The 17,120-nt window shown below is 61.2% G+C and carries 19 protein-coding genes; 13 read left to right on the top strand and 6 right to left on the bottom strand.

Annotation, left to right across the window (positions count from 1 at the left end; translation table 11 throughout):
* Positions 1 to 139 precede the first annotated feature (139 nt).
* The 10 genes from ACYQ54_RS16035 to ACYQ54_RS15990 all read left to right on the top strand — a co-directional run bounded on the left by ACYQ54_RS16035 (position 140) and on the right by ACYQ54_RS15990 (position 9,786).
* On the top strand, positions 140 to 1,123 hold the full coding sequence (locus tag ACYQ54_RS16035) for an arabinose ABC transporter substrate-binding protein (protein ID WP_460083964.1): 984 nt from the start codon (positions 140 to 142) through the stop codon (positions 1,121 to 1,123).
* 68 nt (positions 1,124 to 1,191) lie between these two features.
* Positions 1,192 to 2,697 (top strand): L-arabinose ABC transporter ATP-binding protein AraG, encoded by a 1,506-nt coding sequence (gene araG / locus ACYQ54_RS16030; RefSeq protein WP_460083962.1) that lies wholly within the window; start codon positions 1,192 to 1,194, stop codon positions 2,695 to 2,697.
* A 15-nt stretch (positions 2,698 to 2,712) separates the two neighbouring features.
* Complete coding sequence (gene araH / locus ACYQ54_RS16025) at positions 2,713 to 3,654, top strand: L-arabinose ABC transporter permease AraH (protein WP_460083960.1); 942 nt, start codon at positions 2,713 to 2,715, stop codon at positions 3,652 to 3,654.
* Entirely contained in the window at positions 3,654 to 4,514 is an 861-nt protein-coding gene (locus ACYQ54_RS16020) for an aldose 1-epimerase (protein WP_460083958.1), read from the top strand. Before araH ends, ACYQ54_RS16020 begins: the two co-directional genes overlap by 1 nt.
* A 25-nt stretch (positions 4,515 to 4,539) precedes the next feature.
* On the top strand, positions 4,540 to 5,319 hold the full coding sequence (locus ACYQ54_RS16015; protein WP_460083956.1) for an SDR family oxidoreductase: 780 nt from the start codon (positions 4,540 to 4,542) through the stop codon (positions 5,317 to 5,319).
* A 107-nt stretch (positions 5,320 to 5,426) separates the two neighbouring features.
* A complete protein-coding gene (locus tag ACYQ54_RS16010; RefSeq protein WP_460083954.1) occupies positions 5,427 to 6,191 on the top strand; it encodes an SDR family NAD(P)-dependent oxidoreductase in 765 nt (254 codons plus the stop codon).
* 163 nt (positions 6,192 to 6,354) lie between these two features.
* Positions 6,355 to 6,825 (top strand): MerR family transcriptional regulator, encoded by a 471-nt coding sequence (locus tag ACYQ54_RS16005; RefSeq protein ID WP_460083952.1) that lies wholly within the window; start codon positions 6,355 to 6,357, stop codon positions 6,823 to 6,825.
* Positions 6,826 to 6,892: 67 nt separating this feature from the next.
* Positions 6,893 to 7,450 carry a GbsR/MarR family transcriptional regulator gene (locus tag ACYQ54_RS16000; protein WP_460083950.1) on the top strand — a complete coding sequence of 186 codons (558 nt, stop codon included), beginning with the start codon at positions 6,893 to 6,895 and terminating at the stop codon, positions 7,448 to 7,450.
* A 192-nt stretch (positions 7,451 to 7,642) separates the two neighbouring features.
* The gene (locus ACYQ54_RS15995) at positions 7,643 to 8,290 is read left to right on the top strand and encodes a DUF4166 domain-containing protein (protein WP_460083948.1); all 648 of its coding nucleotides are present in this window, start codon (positions 7,643 to 7,645) and stop codon (positions 8,288 to 8,290) included.
* Between the two features lie 2 nt (positions 8,291 to 8,292).
* Positions 8,293 to 9,786, top strand: coding sequence for a TIGR01777 family oxidoreductase (locus ACYQ54_RS15990; protein ID WP_460083946.1), 1,494 nt, complete (start codon positions 8,293 to 8,295; stop codon positions 9,784 to 9,786).
* 295 nt (positions 9,787 to 10,081) lie between these two features.
* Here the strand turns inward: ACYQ54_RS15990 and ACYQ54_RS15985 are convergent, their stop codons facing one another.
* Positions 10,082 to 10,840: an IclR family transcriptional regulator domain-containing protein gene (locus ACYQ54_RS15985; RefSeq protein WP_460083945.1), complete on the bottom strand. Its 759-nt coding sequence runs from the start codon at positions 10,838 to 10,840 to the stop codon at positions 10,082 to 10,084.
* 203 nt (positions 10,841 to 11,043) lie between these two features.
* On the opposite strand from ACYQ54_RS15985, the gene ACYQ54_RS15980 reads away from it, so the two are divergent.
* Genes ACYQ54_RS15980 through pcaF form a run of 3 tightly spaced genes read left to right on the top strand, consistent with a single transcriptional unit; the run spans position 11,044 to position 13,649 of the window.
* Complete coding sequence (locus tag ACYQ54_RS15980; protein WP_460083943.1) at positions 11,044 to 11,775, top strand: 3-oxoacid CoA-transferase subunit A; 732 nt, start codon at positions 11,044 to 11,046, stop codon at positions 11,773 to 11,775.
* A gap of 1 nt (position 11,776) precedes the next feature.
* Entirely contained in the window at positions 11,777 to 12,445 is a 669-nt protein-coding gene (locus ACYQ54_RS15975; protein WP_417708780.1) for a 3-oxoacid CoA-transferase subunit B, read from the top strand.
* Between the two features lies 1 nt (position 12,446).
* Positions 12,447 to 13,649: a 3-oxoadipyl-CoA thiolase gene (gene pcaF, locus ACYQ54_RS15970; protein WP_460083941.1), complete on the top strand. Its 1,203-nt coding sequence runs from the start codon at positions 12,447 to 12,449 to the stop codon at positions 13,647 to 13,649.
* A gap of 66 nt (positions 13,650 to 13,715) precedes the next feature.
* On the opposite strand, the gene ACYQ54_RS15965 is transcribed toward pcaF, so the two are convergent.
* The 5 genes from ACYQ54_RS15965 to argB all read right to left on the bottom strand — a co-directional run bounded on the left by ACYQ54_RS15965 (position 13,716) and on the right by argB (position 17,034).
* Positions 13,716 to 14,045: a hypothetical protein gene (locus ACYQ54_RS15965; protein WP_460083940.1), complete on the bottom strand. Its 330-nt coding sequence runs from the start codon at positions 14,043 to 14,045 to the stop codon at positions 13,716 to 13,718.
* A gap of 181 nt (positions 14,046 to 14,226) precedes the next feature.
* On the bottom strand, positions 14,227 to 15,090 hold the full coding sequence (locus ACYQ54_RS15960; protein ID WP_460083938.1) for a LysR substrate-binding domain-containing protein: 864 nt from the start codon (positions 15,088 to 15,090) through the stop codon (positions 14,227 to 14,229).
* A gap of 63 nt (positions 15,091 to 15,153) precedes the next feature.
* The gene (locus ACYQ54_RS15955; protein ID WP_460083936.1) at positions 15,154 to 15,396 is read right to left on the bottom strand and encodes a DUF817 family protein; all 243 of its coding nucleotides are present in this window, start codon (positions 15,394 to 15,396) and stop codon (positions 15,154 to 15,156) included.
* Positions 15,397 to 15,406: 10 nt separating this feature from the next.
* Positions 15,407 to 16,150 carry a pyrimidine 5'-nucleotidase gene (locus ACYQ54_RS15950; RefSeq protein WP_460083934.1) on the bottom strand — a complete coding sequence of 248 codons (744 nt, stop codon included), beginning with the start codon at positions 16,148 to 16,150 and terminating at the stop codon, positions 15,407 to 15,409.
* Positions 16,147 to 17,034 (bottom strand): acetylglutamate kinase, encoded by an 888-nt coding sequence (argB, locus tag ACYQ54_RS15945; protein ID WP_460083932.1) that lies wholly within the window; start codon positions 17,032 to 17,034, stop codon positions 16,147 to 16,149. Before argB ends, ACYQ54_RS15950 begins: the two co-directional genes overlap by 4 nt.
* Positions 17,035 to 17,120: the final 86 nt, after the last annotated feature.

The following is a 17,120-nucleotide window of genomic DNA, read 5'->3' as shown; positions in this document are numbered from 1 at the left end:
TCGCTGTCCGTCGTCGAATGTCGGGCGACTTTAACTGATACATCATACAAAGGCAATTGACTGGTATGATGATTCACAGTAGGTCTGTTGAAGCGCCCCGGGAGGCAGGGCGCCCCGAACGAGATTGGGAGGATCTGCAATGCGTGTTCTGAAAAAAGCCGTTCTGACCGGAGTGATGGCCCTTGCCATCGCCGGTTCTGCCCATGCCGCTGACGTGAAAATCGGTTTCGTCGTCAAGCAGCCGGAAGAGCCCTGGTTCCAGGACGAATGGAAGTTTGCCCAGAAAGCTGCCGAGGAAAAGGGTTTCACCCTGGTCGAAATCGGCGCGCCGGACGGTGAGAAGGTTCAGGCAGCGATCGACAACCTTGGCGCCCAGGGTGCGCAGGGGTTCATCATCTGTGTGCCGGACGTGAAGCTCGGGCCGGGGATCGTGGCCAAGGCGGCGGCCAACGAGCTGAAGCTCATGACCGTGGATGATCGCCTCGTCGGCGCCGATGGAGAGCCGATCGAAAGCGTGCCGCACATGGGTATTTCCGCAGTGAAGATCGGAGAGACAGTGGGTCAGTCCATTGCTGCCGAGATCAAGGCCCGTGGCTGGGACATGTCGGAAGTGGGCGCGATCCGTGTTTCCTATGACCAGCTCCCGACCGCCGTTGACCGGGTGGAAGGCGCCATTGCGGCCCTGACGGCTGCCGGTTTTCCTGCCGAGAACATCTATGATGCACCCCAGGCCAAGACCGATACGGAAGCGGCCCTGAACGCGGCGACCACCGTGCTTAACCAGCATGCGGACGTGAAGAACTGGATTGCTTTCGGCCTCAACGACGAAGCCGTTCTCGGCGCGGTCCGGGCGACGGAATCGGTCGGCATTCCGGCGGAAAACGTTATCGGTGTCGGCATCGGTGGTGCTGAATCTGCCATCAACGAATTCAAGAAGCCGAACCCGACCGGTTTCTACGGCACGGTGATCATTTCGCCGAAACGCCACGGCTATGAAACCGCTCTCAACATGTACGAGTGGATCGCCAATAACAAGGAACCGGAGCCGCTCATCCTGACGTCCGGCTCCCTGGCCCTGCGCGACACCTACGTGGACGTGCGCAAGGACCTTGGCATCGAGTGATCCTTTCCGACTGACACCTGTTCCGGCGGCCGGTTCCACGGCCGCCGGGGAACTGTTGCGCGAGCGTCATGTCTTATCTGTCAGTACAAAACATCTCCAAGAGCTATCCGGGGGTTCAGGCCCTGTCGGACATCTCCTTCTCGGTGGAGAAGGGGGCCGTACACGGGCTCATGGGGGAAAACGGTGCCGGCAAGTCCACCCTTATCCGGGTGCTGTCCGGCGACCAGTCCGCGGACAGCGGATCCATCTCGATCGAGGGGATCGAACAGAGCTACGGATCTGTGCGCGACGCCTTCGATGCCGGAGTGATCGTGATCCATCAGGAACTTCAGCTCGTACCGGAGCTGACTGTGGCGGAAAATCTCTGGCTGGGCCGGTTTCCGGGCCGCGGCGGCGTTCTCGATGGCCGGCGGCTGGTGGAGACTGTGCGCAGCCGGCTTGAGGAGATCGGCGTCGACGTCGATCCCAATGCCAAGGTAGCCTCGCTGTCCATCGGTGCGCGCCAGATGGTGGAAATCGCCAAGGCCGTGATGATGGAAGCCCGGGTCATTGCACTGGACGAGCCGACGTCCTCCCTGTCGTCCCGGGAGAGCGAGATCCTGTTCGAGCTGATCGCCCGGCTGAAGGCCAAGGGCACGGTCATCCTCTATGTCTCCCACCGGCTTGAGGAAATCTTCCATCTTTGCGACAGTCTGACCGTTCTGCGCGACGGCCGTCTCGCAGCCCATCACCCCGACATTGCCAACGTCACCCGGGACCAGATCATCGCCGAGATGGTCGGGCGCGAAATTGGCAACATCTGGGGCTGGCGTGGCCGGTCCTTCGGGCCGGTACGGCTGGAAGTGTCCGGCATCTCAGGCGAAAAGCTTCCCGGCCCGGTCGAATTCTCGGTTCGGCAGGGTGAAATTCTGGGTTTCTTCGGCCTGATCGGCGCCGGGCGCAGCGAGTTGATGCGCCTCGTCTACGGCGCCGACTCGCGGCGTGTCGGCACGGTCTCCATTGATGGCAAGGAAGTGCCGGCGGACAATCCGCGCGGTGCCATAAATGCAGGGCTGGTGCTGTGTCCGGAAGACCGGAAACACGACGGCATCATCCAGGGCCGGTCCATTGAGGAAAACATCGCCATTTCCTCGCGCCGGCACATGTCACCCTTCGGCATTCTCCAGCCCGGCAAGGAAGCAGCTCTTGCGGATCGCTTCATCGCCCGGCTGAAGGTACGCACGCCTTCGCGGAAGCAGGACATCGTCAATCTCTCCGGCGGCAACCAGCAAAAGGTCATCCTCGGACGCTGGCTGTCCGAGCAGGGCGTGAAGGTGCTGATCGTCGACGAGCCGACACGCGGCATCGATGTCGGCGCCAAGTCGGAAATCTACGACATCCTCTACGAGCTTGCGGAAGGCGGTATGGCCATTGTGGTCGTTTCCAGCGAGCTGCCCGAAGTGATGGGAATTTCCGACCGCATCATCGTCATGTGCGAAGGCCGTATGGTCGGCGAATTCGCACGGGAAACCTTTGAAGAGCGCAGCATTCTGACCCTGGCCTTGCCGGACAGAAATGCTGCCCACACGGTGTGAACGGAACCGTTTCAGATGAATTCTCTCAAGAAAATTTTGCTCGGAGACCAGGGGCTGGTGGTCATCTTTGCGGTGGCCTTCGCAATCGTTTCCCTGACCGTTCCCAACTTCCTCACCGAGCGCAACATTCTCGGTCTGCTGCAATCCGTCGTCACGATAGGCATCGTTGCCTGCACGATGATGTTCTGCTTGGCGTCCCGGGACTTTGACCTTTCGGTCGGATCGACGGTGGCCTTTACCGGCATGATCGCCGTCATAGCCTCCAATATGACCGGCTCCATCGTGCTGGGGCTCCTCGTTGCCCTGCTGAGTGGGGCGCTGGTCGGGGCGGTCAACGGCTTCGTCATCGCCTGTTTCCGCATCAATGCGCTGATCACCACGCTGGCGACCATGCAGATCGTCAGGGGACTGGCGCTGATCGTGTCAGACGGCCGCGCGGTGGGTATCAACGACCCCGGTTTCTACCAGCTCGCCCTGTCCCGCTTCCTCGGCATCCCGACGCCGATCTGGGTCATGGGTGCGCTTTTCATCGCCTTCGGCTTTCTTTTGAACCGCACGGTCTTCGGCAAGAACACACTGGCAATCGGCGGCAATCCGGAAGCGGCCCGCCTTGCCGGGGTGAATGTGGTGTCCATGCGGATCTGGATCTTTGCCCTGCAGGGCCTGATCTGCGCCGTAGCAGGCATCATGCTTGCCTCGCGCATCACGTCCGGCCAACCGAATGCGGCCACCGGCCTTGAACTCTCGGTAATTTCCGCCTGTGTCCTCGGCGGAGTTTCCCTGGCCGGTGGCCGCGCTGCGATGACTGGCGTCATCGTCGGGGTGATGATCATGGGGATTGCCGAAAACGTCATGAACCTTCTGAACATTCAGGCCTTTTACCAATATGTGGTGCGTGGTCTGATCCTGCTGATCGCGGTTCTTCTCGACAATCTGCGCTCTTCTGCAAGCCGCTGATGTCCGTGGATGCCGCGCAACAATGGACGCTTTCGCAAGGCGGGCTGACGGTCACCGTCAGCCCGCAGGGCGGTTCGATTGTGCAAGCTGCATGGCGGGGAACGCCGATCCTGGTGGCGGCCGGCGGACTAAAAGGGACGGCCGCTTGTTTTCCTCTGGTGCCCTTCGGAAACCGGATCGCAAACAATCGCTTCACCTTCCGGGGGCAGAGCTTCACGCTCCAACCCAATACGCACGAGCCTCTTGTTCTGCACGGCGACGGCTGGCTGGGGACCTGGGATCTGACAGATAGAACCGGCAATTTTCTCGAACTGGAGCTGTGCAGGCAGCAATCGGTCCAAAGCCCCTATGCCTTTGAGGCGCACCAGAAGGTTCATCTGGAAGAGAACCGCCTATCCTTGAACCTTCGCGTGACGAACCGTGGCGATACTGCCCTGCCGTTCGGCATTGGGTTTCATCCGTTTTTCCGGCGAGCGCCTGATACGACCTTGCAGACCAAAGTGCGAGACATGTGGCGTGAAGGGGAGGGGCATCTGCCGGACGGCCGGCAGGACATTCCCGCAGATCTCGATTTTTCCAGACCGCGCGCCGTGCCGTCCCGCTGGATCAACAACGCTTTCGGCGGCTTTGCCGGAAAGGCGAGACTGCACTGGCCAGACATCGATCTCGCGCTTGAACTCGAGTGCGATCCGGTGTTCGACGTGATGATGATCTACGCTCCGCAGGCAGGGGCCGACTTTGTCTGCCTAGAACCCATGAGCCACCTGCCGAACGGTCACAACCTGCCGGATTTCGGCGGCTTGAGTGTTCTGGAGCCGGGGGCAGAGCTGTCTGGAACGATAACCATGACGTTTGTTTAGGGATCGAATGACGGGGAGAAGAACGATGGGTAATCGGCTTTCGGGCAAGCGTATCCTGGTGACCGGGGCAGCACAGGGGATCGGTCTGGCTATCGTTGAGGCCTGTCTCGACGAAGGCGCAGCAGTGGTCTGCATGGACCGGGACGCGGCGCTGCTGGCCCGCAACGTTGCGGATCTGGGTGGGGAGGGTGACTGCCTGGCCGCCCTTGCCGGTGACATCACCAACGCGGAGGAAATTGCCGCCGTGATTGCTCACGCGCAACAGACCATCGGCCCGTTGAACGCGCTCATCAACAATGCGGGGGTGAATGTTTTCAACGAGCCCCTGTCCCTGAGCGACGAGGACTGGAACCGCTGCTTCGACGTCAACCTGAAGGGGGCTTGGAACTGCGCCCGCGCCGTGTTGCCGGGTCTGCTTGAGCAGGGTGGCGGCGTCATTCTCAATATTGCCTCGACGCATGCCTTCACCATCATTCCGCACACTTTCCCCTATCCGTTGGCAAAACACGCCCTGCTGGGGCTCACCAAGTCCCTCGCACTGGAATATGCCGCGCAGAATGTCCGGGTGAATGCACTGGCGCCGGGCTATGTCCAGACCCAGAAGGTGGTCGATTACTGGAACAGCTTTCCTGACCCCGAGGCTGCCCGGCAGGAGACCTTGCGGCTGCATCCGGGTGGGCGCATCGCCACGCCGGATGAAATCGCCCGGGCGGCTGTCTTCATGATTTCCGACGAATGCCCCTTCATGAACGCCGCCTGCCTGACCATCGACGGCGGCCTCAGTGTCCAGCAGCACCCGGCCTGACACAGGCACTTTCTCAAAAAATCAGGCTTGACCCTGACACTAACGTCAACCGGCTAACACCGGCTCGGCGCATATGCGCAGATGTTAAATCAGGAAAGCAAGCCAAGATGAGTGAACGAACAAACTGGCAGGGCAAGGTCGCGATTGTAACGGGTGGAAGCTCCGGCATTGGAGAGGCCACTGCACTGGCGTTGGTCGACCAGGGGGCGAATGTCGTCATCACGGGACGTGATGCGGCCAGGCTCGCCGGCGTTGCCGGCAAGAGTGATGCAATCGAGGCCGTCCAAGCCGACAGCGCCGACCCGGCGGGCAGCAGTCGTGCTGTCGAGGCGGCAATAGGCCGATGGGGTAAACTGGATCTCGTCGTCAACAATGCAGGCGCGGGCAAGCCGATGCCCATCGACGCCTATGATGCCGAGACGCTTTCGCAAATCTGCGCGGTGAATATCGTTGCGCCGTCCCTTCTGTTGAAGGAAGCCCGATCGGCCTTGCGCGACAGCAAGGGGGCGGTCGTCAATATCGGAACGGCAGTCTCCCAAAATGCAGCGCCGGGGCTGGCGCACTATGCAGCAACGAAGGCGGCGCTTGAGCATTTGACGCGATCCTGGGCCATCGAACTTGCCGCTGACGGTATACGAGTGAACGCCGTATCGCCCGGTCCCGTCAAGAGTGGAGCTCTGACAGGCATGATGGGTCTGCCTGCGGAAGTTGCGCAAACGATTGAGGCGACCGAGGCCGCTCAGATTCCCCTGGGTCGGCGCGGGCTGACTTCCGACCTCGTTCCGTGGATCTTGAGCCTCGGCAGTTCCGCCAACGAGTGGCTCACCGCGCAGGTGATCACGATTGACGGGGGCTGGTCGTCGCGAAGCTAGCCATCTGAGGTTCTTCGGGCAACCAGCAATCTCCAGGCGCTTTCCTCTTGATGAGGAGGGCGCCCCTTGCCACCTGTAGATCTCGAGAGAGCGTTTCTTGAAATCCGGGGATTGACCGTGACACTAGTGTCAAGGTGCTAGACCGGCTTTGAAAGGGGTCGAAATGCAGATCAAGGAAGCAGCCGAACGGCTTGGCATTACGGAGCGGATGCTGCGCCACTACGAGAAATCGGGCCTCATGGAAACCCGCCGCTCGGAAAATGGCTATCGCAGCTACAGCGACGCCGATCTGCGCCGTGCTGGCCGGATCCGTGATTTCATTGCGACGGGTTTTTCCACGCGCGAGGTTCGCGCGATGGCCGCCTGCCTTTCCGACGAGGGGGCCGGACCTTGCGAGGGGGGTATTCCTCAACTCTTGAAGAAGCTCGAGCATATCGACCGGCTCAGCGCCGATCTCGAAGCGAAGCGGGAAGCCATTCTCGAGCGCCTCGCCGTGCTCGAGGAAGCACTTTCGGCCCGGGCGGGCGAAAAAGACCACTCTGGCGCTGCGGTTGAGACGCCGCCTCCGGGCCAGGCAGCTGGTGCGGCCCGTCGGCACCGTGTCGACCTTGAACCTCTCGCGAACGGGCGCTGACCGCCGGTCACACTAATTGACGAATTTCTCCATTGACAAGACGTGAGTTCTATCACAAATTTCTGTCATGACAGAAATTACCGACAAAACCGATCCGTCGGCAAAGGAAAAGTTCATCCTCTATTGGGGGGACATGGGGAGCCAGTGGAGCGTCAACCGCTCGGTGGCACAGATCCATGCCTTGCTGTTCCTCAGCCCGGCCCCCATGAACGCGGAGCAGATTTCCGAGGAGTTGGGCATCGCAAGGTCGAATGTCTCCAACTCCCTGAAGGAACTGGTCGGATGGCGGTTGATCCAGCGGGTGCCGGTGGCCGGTGACCGCCGGGAGCATTTCGTGGCCGAGACCGACGTCTGGGAAATGGCCCTGCTGATAGCGAAGGGCCGCAAGGAGCGGGAAATCGATCCGGCGATCCGTGCCATTGATATCTGCGTGCGCCAGGCGGAAAAGGAGAAGGCGCTGGACCCTGTTGCGCTGGAGCGGATGCAGGAAATGCATCAGTTTCTGACGACGGCCGACCGCTGGTCGGAGCAGATGCTGAGCGTACCGAAGTCCAAACTCTCCAGCTTGATGAAGATGGGCGACAAGGTTCTCTCGCTGCTCAAGATCGGCGGCAAGAAGGGTTGACTATCTGGTCTTGATGTCTTCTGCGCGTCCAGCCTCCGCCTCGCCTCCGGAGGTCACGCAGGCGCACCGCGCAGCGATAGACAGATCGGGTGGGAGATCCGCAGGTCAGCCACCCGGGGCTCACGTTCAAAATTTTTTGCGAACTTATTTCTCTTTATACAGAAATAACCGACATGACAGGAGGAATTGGAAATGCGAAACGCAAGCGCCACTCTGGAACGACCCGCAGCTGGCGACCGCCGTTTTCGCGATCTTCTGGGAGAAGCCGCCTGGCACCGCCTGCCTGCCGCGGTTCGCCACCGGTTCGGCAAACGTCTGAGCGGTGGGGCCAGTGTTGTCTATCAGGGCCTGGTCGTTTCCATGCGGATGAACCTTGCCGGCAGCATTCTGGCGCAACTTGCGCGGCTTATCGGTGGTCCGCTTCCCCACGACAGGTCATCGCTCAATCAGCCGGCTGTTGTTTCCGTCACCGAGGATATCGCCAGCGATGGCCAGTTCTGGATCCGCCAATATGGGCGCGCCTCGGGCTTTCCGCAGGTGATCCACAGCTCAAAGCGGTTCGAAGGCCCGACGGGTATCGAGGAATATATCGGGGCCGGGATCGGCATGGCTCTGCGCGTGAGCGCCCTTGCAGATGGCCTTATTTTCGAGAGCGATCACTATTTCCTGCAAGCTGGACAGTGGCGGCTGCGGTTGCCTGCCTGGCTCCGGCCTGGCGCCCTGACGATCACCCATCGGGACCTCGGTCAGGACCGCTTTCTGTTCACCCTTTCCCTCAAGAGCCGCGTTTTCGGCGAACTGGTTCACCAGGACGCGCTCTTTCATGACATGGAGACTTGATCATGGATAATCCCGTTCTCTGGACGTTGATCTCCATCCAGATATTCATGGGCGCATTCGACACGCTTGTGCACCACGAAGGCAGCGAGCGTCTGGCATGGCGCGCGTCGCAGAAAACCGAACTACGGCTGCACGGTGTGCGCAATTTCTTCTATGCGGTGATCTTCCTCTGCTTTGGCTGGCTGGAGCCGCATGGGGCCTTCACCATTCTGTTGACCACGATCCTTGTTGCAGAAGTGTTGATCACGCTTTGGGATTTCGTCGAGGAAGACATGACCCGCAAGCTGCCATGGACCGAGCGGATCAATCACACGCTGCTCGCGTTGAACTATGGCGCGATCCTGGCTCTGGCCGCGCCGGTGCTCTGGCAATGGTCGTTCCTGCCAAGCGCGCTGATCCCCGTCAGCTATGGCTGGTGGAGTGTGCTTGCCACCGTGTCTGCGCTCGGGGTCGGGCTCTTCAGTGCGCGGGATCTGCTTGCCGCCGCGCGCAGCGACAGGCTCGCCCGGCCTGATCCGGCGGGCCTGGTCGCAGCCCTGCCGCCGCGTCGGCATATCCTTGTCACGGGCGGCACCGGGTTCATCGGTCAGCGGCTGGTGGAGGCCCTGGTCTCGGGTGGCCATTTCGTCACGGTTTTGACCCGCGACCCCGGCAAGGCCGAGCAACTGGCTCATCCCGTCCGTGTCATTACCGGTCTCGACCAGATCCAAAACGCCGACCGTGTCGACGCCATCGTCAATCTGGCTGGAGATCCGATCGCGAGTGGCTTGTGGACGAGCCGAAAACGTGCCCGGATCATCAACTCACGCGTTGAGATGACCAAAGCGCTAAAGGCTCTGGTCGGGCGTCTCGACAACAAGCCGGCCTGTCTGATCAACGGTTCGGCCATCGGCTGGTACGGTCTGCACGATGATGAAAGCCTGACCGAAGAGGCCTCATTCGAGCCCGCCTTCGTTCATGACGTCTGCGCGCGCTGGGAGCAGGCCGCTCGCCCGCTGGAGCAGGACGGTGTGCGTGTCGTGCTTTTGCGGATCGGCCTTGTCCTGGGTGTCGAGGGCGGCATTCTGGCAAAGCTGCTGACGCCGTTTGAGTTCGGCGGCGGCGGTGCGATGGGTTCCGGTCGTCAGTGGATGTCTTGGATTGAACGGGACGATCTCGTCCGCATCATTGCCCGTGCGGTGGCCGATGAAACCCTGATCGGTCCCGTCAACGCCACAGCACCTGTGCCGGCCCGAAACGCAGACTTCGCCAAGGCTCTGGCCAAGGCGCTTCACCGCCCCGCATTCCTGCGCCTGCCTGCCTGGCTCTTGTCGACGGTACTCGGCGATATGGGCCGGGAGACGATGCTGGCCGGCCAGCGCGTGGTGCCGGCAAAACTGGTCGCCGCAGGCTTCAGGTTTCGCCATCCGGAGCTGGCCCCAATGCTGCAGGTGATCACGGGCGCGAAGGAGGGGGCCACGCGCGGCGCAGAACAAAAGACCCGGTCATTGGCTTGAGCGGGTGTCACGTGACCATAGGACCACGAGCTGCGATCAACAGGGGGCTGCCGACAGACACCGGCCGCCCCTTTTCCACGTTCCACTCTCCATCGTCATCCCGGACGAAGCGTAGCGAAGATCCGGGATCGGGGAGCCTAGGTCTTTCGTTCATAGGACATGCCGGCGTTGTCGGTGGCTCCCCGATCCCGGCTCGCGCTCTGCTTGGCCGGGATGACGAAGCAGAGGGGAGGGAGCAGACCCAGAGGGGGCATTTCGCCGGCACCACGATCCTCACGCCCCCCACCAAAAAACCTCACGTCAGAAGCGGACGCAATTCCGACTGGACCTTCAGGAGGGCGGGGAGGAACGTTGTTGTTGCTGTTTCCGGCGCGGCGGAGGTGCTGCTGTAGCCAATATTCAGCGCCGCAATGGTGTGGCCGTGGGAATTCAGCACCGGAACCGCGATGGAGCACAGTCCGGGCTCGACCTCCTGATCGATCATGGCAAAGCCCTGGCTGCGGATGCTGGCAAGTTCGGCCAGAATGGCGTCCACCCGGGTGAGGGTCTTCGGTGTCAGCGCCGTCAGGGTCATGGCCTCCAGCCGCGCCTTGGCCTCGCTCTCTGGCAGGGCAGCCAGCATGACGCGGCCCATGGACGAGCAATGGGCCGGCAGCCGCGAGCCCGGCATCAGCGCAATCGACATGACCTTCGTTCGGGCGGCGCGGGCCACATAGACGATCTCGTCTCCATCAAGGATCGACACCGACGAACTTTCGCCGATCTGTTCCGACAGGCGGTCGAGCAACGGCTGCACCACACGGGGCAAGGGCATGGTGGCAAGGCAGGCAGTCCCCAGACGCAACACCTGCGGCGTGAGAGTGAAGAACTTTCCGTCCCAGTTTGCATATCCAAGATGCGCCAAGGTCAACAGGCACCGGCGGGAGGTTGCCCGGTCGAGACCGGACGCGTTCGCGACCTCTGTAATCGACTGACGGGGCCGGTCGGCGGTAAAGGTCTCGATGACCTTTAGCCCCTTGGCCAGGCCTCCCATGATGTCCCGTTCCGCAATCATGTGTGTCGTCTCATGTGATGTTGATTTGTGCGATATGTAAACAAACGCAGCATATCGCACAAATCAATTGGACGAAAGACACCTGCCGTCGCTATCTCCTTGGCACTGCACAGCCCGCAAGCGGACCGGCCCTGAGATGTGGAGACATCCCGTCCTCATGCGAACGCGAGACGCTTCGGGCGATGCCCGAGAAGGAGACAATGATGGACAAGACGGTTTCCGACCTTGCCACCGCCGTGGCGGGGATCGAGGACGGCATGACGGTGATGATCGGCGGCTTCGGCGGTTCCGGATCTCCCATCGAGCTGATCCATGCGCTGATTGACCGCTATCACGAGACGGGGCATCCGAAGGACCTCGTGGTCATCAACAACAATGCCGGCAACGGTCATGTGGGCCTTGCCGCGCTCATCGAGGCGGGCATGGTGCGCAAGCTGATCTGCTCCTTCCCGCGCTCTGCCGACCCGGTGGTCTTTACCGAGATGTATCTGGCAGGCGGCATCGAGCTGGAACTGGTGCCCCAGGGCACGCTGGCGGAACGGATCCGCGCGGGTGGTGCGGGCATTCCCGCCTTCTACACGCCGTCCTCCTACGGCACGGACCTGGCCAAGGACAAGCCGGTCGCCGAGTTCGACGGCCGCATGTATGTGCAGGAACGCTGGCTGAAGGCCGATGTTGCGCTTGTGAAGGCCGATACGGCGGACACCTTCGGCAATCTGACCTACCGCATGGCCGCCCGGAATTTCAATCCGCTGATGTGCATGGCCGCAGCACAAGCCATCGTGCAGGCAAGCCGGATTGTCGATGCGGGCGGGATTGATCCCGAAGTCGTCGTCACGCCGGGGATCTTCGTACAAAAGGTCGTGGAGGTTGCCGATCCGCTGCAGGAAGAAGACCTCAATCGCGCCAATGCCGCCTATCCGTTGGAGGCCTGAGATGGAAAAGCTTTCAAACAACCAGATCGCCTGGCGCGCGGCACAGGATATTGCCGACGGTGCCTATGTGAACCTCGGCATCGGTTTCCCCGAGAAGGTCGCCCAGTTTCAGCCGGACGGCCGGGAAGCGATCTTTCACACCGAGAACGGGCTTCTCGGCTTCGGCCAGGCGCCTGAAGCAGGCTCGGAAGACTGGGACCTGATCAATGCCGGCAAGAAAGCCGTCACGCTGAAGCCCGGTGCCGCCTTCTTCCACCATGCCGACAGCTTCGCGATGGTGCGCGGCGGTCATCTGGATGTGGCCATCCTGGGTGCTTATGAAGTTGCCGAAAACGGTGACCTTGCCAACTGGTCGACCGGCCCGAAGGGCGTTCCGGCGGTTGGCGGGGCGATGGATCTTGTGCACGGCGCCAAGCGGGTTGCCGTCATCACCGATCACGTCACGAAAAAAGGACAGCCGAAACTGGTCAAGCGCTGCTCTCTGCCGCTCACCGGTGTCGGCTGCGTGACCCGTGTCTATACCAGCCTTGCGGTGATCGACATCGAGAACGGCCGCTTCGTGCTGCGTGAAAAACTGCCCGGACTGTCGCTTGAAGATCTTCAGGCGGTGACCGGCGCAGAGCTTCTTGTTCCCGGCGCTGTCGCCGATCTTGTTGTTCCCGAGGTGTAAAATGGCTGAAGCCTTTATTTGCGATTATATCCGTACGCCCATTGGCCGCTTCGGCGGGGCGCTGTCCTCCGTTCGCGCCGATGACCTTGGTGCCATTCCGCTGAAGGCGCTGGTGGAGCGGCACCAGAACATGGACTGGGCAGCGGTTGAGGAAGTCTTTTTCGGCTGCGCCAACCAGGCAGGCGAGGATAACCGCAACGTCGCCCGCATGAGCCTGCTGCTGGCTGGACTGCCGGAAACCGTGCCCGGCACCACCTTGAACCGCCTGTGCGGTTCGGGCATGGATGCCGTCATCAGCGCGGCCCGGGCCATCAAGGCCGGTGAAATGGAGCTGGCGATTGCCGGTGGCGTGGAATCCATGTCCCGTGCGCCGTTCGTCATGCCCAAGGCGGAAACCGCATTTTCGCGTCAGAACGAGATTTTCGACACCACTATCGGCTGGCGCTTCGTCAATCCTCTGATGAAAAAGCAATACGGCATCGATTCCATGCCGGAGACCGGCGAGAACGTTGCCGAAGATTATAACGTCTCCCGCGAAGATCAGGACGCCTTTGCCCTGCGCTCACAGCAGAAGGCCGCCACCGCCCAGGAGAACGGCCGTCTTGCGCAGGAAATCACGCCGGTGACCATTCCTCAGCGCAAGGGCGACCCTGTGATTGTCGAAAGGGACGAACACCCGCGGGCAACATCGCTGGAAGCTCTGGCGAAGCTGCGGGCACCGTTCCGTGAAGGCGGCAGCGTCACTGCGGGCAACGCGTCCGGCGTTAACGATGGCGCTGCCGCGCTGATCGTTGCGTCCGAAGTCGCGATCCGGAAATACGGACTGACGCCAATCGCCCGCATTTCCGGCGGTGCCACGGCAGGCGTCGAACCGCGCATCATGGGCATTGGCCCGGCACCGGCAACGAAAAAACTGTGCGAGCGGCTCGGCATTCAGCCGACCGATTTCGATGTCGTCGAACTCAACGAAGCCTTTGCAAGCCAGGGCATTGCGGTTCTGCGCCAGCTCGGGATTGCAGAGGACGCGGACCATGTCAATCCGAATGGCGGTGCCATCGCGCTTGGCCACCCGCTCGGCATGTCGGGTGCGCGTATCGCCGGCACAGCTGCTCTGGAGCTGCAGCAGCGTGGCGCCAAACGCGCCCTTGCCACCATGTGCATCGGTGTCGGTCAGGGTATCGCGATCGCGCTGGAAAGCGTCTGATCGTCGGCATTCCGCCATCAAGACGAACGGCCGGGCATCACACCCGGCCGTTTCGGTTTTCGTCCCTCAAGGATTGAGGACGATCACCTTGGTCTGGCCACCATTGCAGGTGTAACAGCAATTGGTACAGCGGTTGCGGTTCTTGTAGCCGACACCCCAATACAGATTGCTGCGATTGCGCACCCAAGCGCCATAGCAGACCTTTTCTCCGCGCTGGCAGGAAATGTTGATCGTCTTCGTCGAAAAATCGTCGAGCACGTAGATCTTTTTGTTGCCGGGCCAGACATGTCCACGGCGTGTGTCGGAATAAAGCTCCACGTCGACAATGTTCTGATGCTTGCTTTCAAACCGCCACAACAGCGTTTCAGCGGATGCCGGCGATGCAGCGGTGGACAAATAAACAAATGAGAACGCCAACAAGACGGCGCTCAAAAGCCCCTTACACATAATACTTCCCCCAAAGTACCCCAGAAAGAGGCTGCGCCAGAACTTGTCTTGAACGGACGACGGGCAGCCCCTTTCACCTTATGAAGTCTTTTTGCAAGGGATGGCAAGCCGTCGTTGCCAATATCTGTTCTCAAACAGTGGTTTGCAGCCAATCCCGAAACGTGGCAACCGGGCGCGTCAAGGTGCGGGCGGGCGAACGCACGAACCAGTATCCGGTGTCCAGTTCAACCACTTTCCAGTCCGGCATGATCAGATGACCAGCCTCCAGTTCCTGGGAGACGAAGCGTCTGTCGATCACGATCGCGCCCATGCCGGCAATCGCGGCCTGGATGGCAAGATCCCGGCTTTGCAGTACGGTTCCAGATTTGGTGTCGGGGTGGCTGAGGCCGGCCTCCTCCAGCCAGCGCGTCCAGTCGCCGCGCCGTGAGGCGCTGTGCAGAAGCCGAAGACCGGTCAGAACGGACGTATCGGCGGCATCCTTGCCACGCAGCAGGCCGGGGGCCAAGGCCACCGCCAGATGTTCCTTCCACAAAAGATGGCTCTCGACACTCGGCCAGTTGCCGGTGCCGAGCCGAATGGCACAGTCGTAGTTCTCGCGGTCGAGGTCGACCATTCTTGTGGACGCGGACAACAGCAGCTCCACATCCGGCTGGCTCGCCTGGAAATCGGGAAGGCGCGGGATCAACCAGCGCGTCGCGAAGGTCGAGACAGTGCTGATCCTCAGTTCTGTCCGTCCCCGGCGGCGGAAGCTGTCGACCGCCTCCTCGATGCGATCGAAAGCATCACCCATGCTGAGTGCCAGCCGTTGACCTTCTTCGGTCAAGGTGAGGCCACGTCCGTCCCGGTTGACCAGGGTCGCACCAAGCTCGTTTTCCAGTTTGCGCATCAGATGAGACAACGCCGACGGCGAGACGCCGAGTTTTTCGGCCGCAAGCGACGCGCGCCCGTGACGGGCCAGCAGGGAAAAGGCATGAAGCGCACGCAGGGACGCCATGGTCGATCTCCGGAAAGTTGAATATTCTTCAATAATGAAGCCCGGAGTTCCTGTCGAGATCCTTTAGGCTTTTCCGGCAGAACGTTCCGTTTCCGGCCTGTTCACAAGGGTCACCAGCACGAAGGAAATGTTCAACAGCAGAACACAGGTATTCAACTTTGCAATCGATACCAGTATCCATGCACCGGCTTGGTGCGGATACTGCCAGGCGCGGGCGAAGGTGCCGATATTCTCCGCAATCCAGATGAACAGGGCGGCCAGGAAGAGGACGAGTACCAGCGGCATCTTGTGCCGGTACCGGACCACCGAATAGGCGCTAGCTGATGGCCCCGAGCACGGCCTTCAGGAAGCCGGTCAGCTCATCGGTGGTGAAATCCACGTGCGGATAGGGATCGCCTTCCATGTCCCAGGTTTCCTGAAACACCTCTCGTGTGCCTGTCGGCAGGATCAGCGTCGTGCACATGCCGAGTGCATGCGGCACGTTCAGGTTCTTGGCAAGGTCTTCGAACATGGCGGCGCGCGCCGGGGCAACGCCCGTATGCGCCAGGAAACGCTCGTAGGTGACCTTGTTGGGCTTGGGGACAAGATCTGCAGAGACGATGTCGAAGATATCCTCGAAATGATCCGCGATGCCCAGTGCCGCGGCCGTGCGTTCCGCGTGCGGACGGTCGCCGTTGGTGAAGATGAACTTCCGCCCCGGCAGGGCCTCGATCGCGGTGGCAAGGTCCGGATCGGGTTTCAGGGTCGAATAATCGATGTCGTGGACAAAGCGCAGATAATCGTCCGGGTCGATGTTGTGTGTGCTCATCAGCCCGCGCAACGTCGTGCCGAACTCGTGATAGAGCTCTTTCTGATGCGCCATCGCCTCGTCGGGTGGCAGGTTCAGTGTTTTCTGCACATAGAGCGAGATCTGTTCGTTGATCTGCGGGAACAGGTCGCTGTCATGCGGGTAAAGCGTGTTGTCCAGATCGAAGATCCAGGCCTCGACGCCTTTGAAGATCCTCAGGTCGCGGCGATGAGCCTGCGGGCCCTCGTGGGGCAGGGGGCGTTTTCCGGTCACGGGCGGATCAACGTCCCTGCGCCACCGTCGGTGAACAGTTCCAGAAGAACCGCATGCGGCACCTTGCCGTTCAGAATGACAACGCCTTCGACGCCGCGTTCCAGGGCCTCGATACAGGTTTCGACCTTGGGGATCATGCCGCCGGAAATGGTGCCGTCGGCAATCAGCTCATGCGCCTTGGCAACGGTCAGCTGTTTGATCAGGTTGCCGTCCTTGTCGAGAACGCCGGGCACGTCCGTCAGGAACAGCAGCCGCTTGGCGTTGAGGGAGCCGGCGATTGCGCCGGCGGCTGTGTCGGCGTTGATATTGTAGGTCTCGCCGTCTTCACCGGGGGCGACCGGGGCGACCACGGGAATGATGTCTTCCTTCAGCACCAGCTTCAAAACGGTCGGATCGATCTTGTCCGGTTCGCCCACGAAGCCGAGGTCGAGAACGCTCTCGATATTGCTGTCCGGATCGACCACGGTCCGGGTCAGCTTGCGGGCCGTGACCAGATTGCCGTCCTTGCCGCACAGGCCGACCGCGCGGCCACCCTCGGCATTGATCAGCTGGACGATTTCCTTGTTGATCGAACCGGCAAGAACCATCTCGACCACTTCCACGGTGGCCCTGTCGGTGACACGAAGACCACCCTTGAACTCGCTGACGATGTTCAGCCGTTGCAGCATCTTGCCGATCTGCGGCCCACCGCCATGGACCACCACCGGATTGACCCCGGACTGGCGCAGCAGCGTGATGTCGCGCGCAAACGCCTGGCCAAGTTCCGGATCGCCCATGGCATGGCCGCCGTATTTCACGACAACTGTCTTGTTGTCGTAGCGCTGCATGTAGGGCAGGGCATGGGCAATGATGTTGGCGCGTGTGGCGGTGTCAGGCGTGGTCATGGAACTGAAATACTCACCGTGGCTGGGAAAATGTCTCGCGAAAGACCCCTGCTATAGCCGGTTTGAAGTGGCTTCACAATCGGCGC

The organism is Roseibium sp. LAB1, from assembly GCF_054658235.1.
The sequence above is the reverse complement of the archived record's forward strand: the minus strand, read 5'-3'. Positions and strand labels throughout refer to the sequence as shown.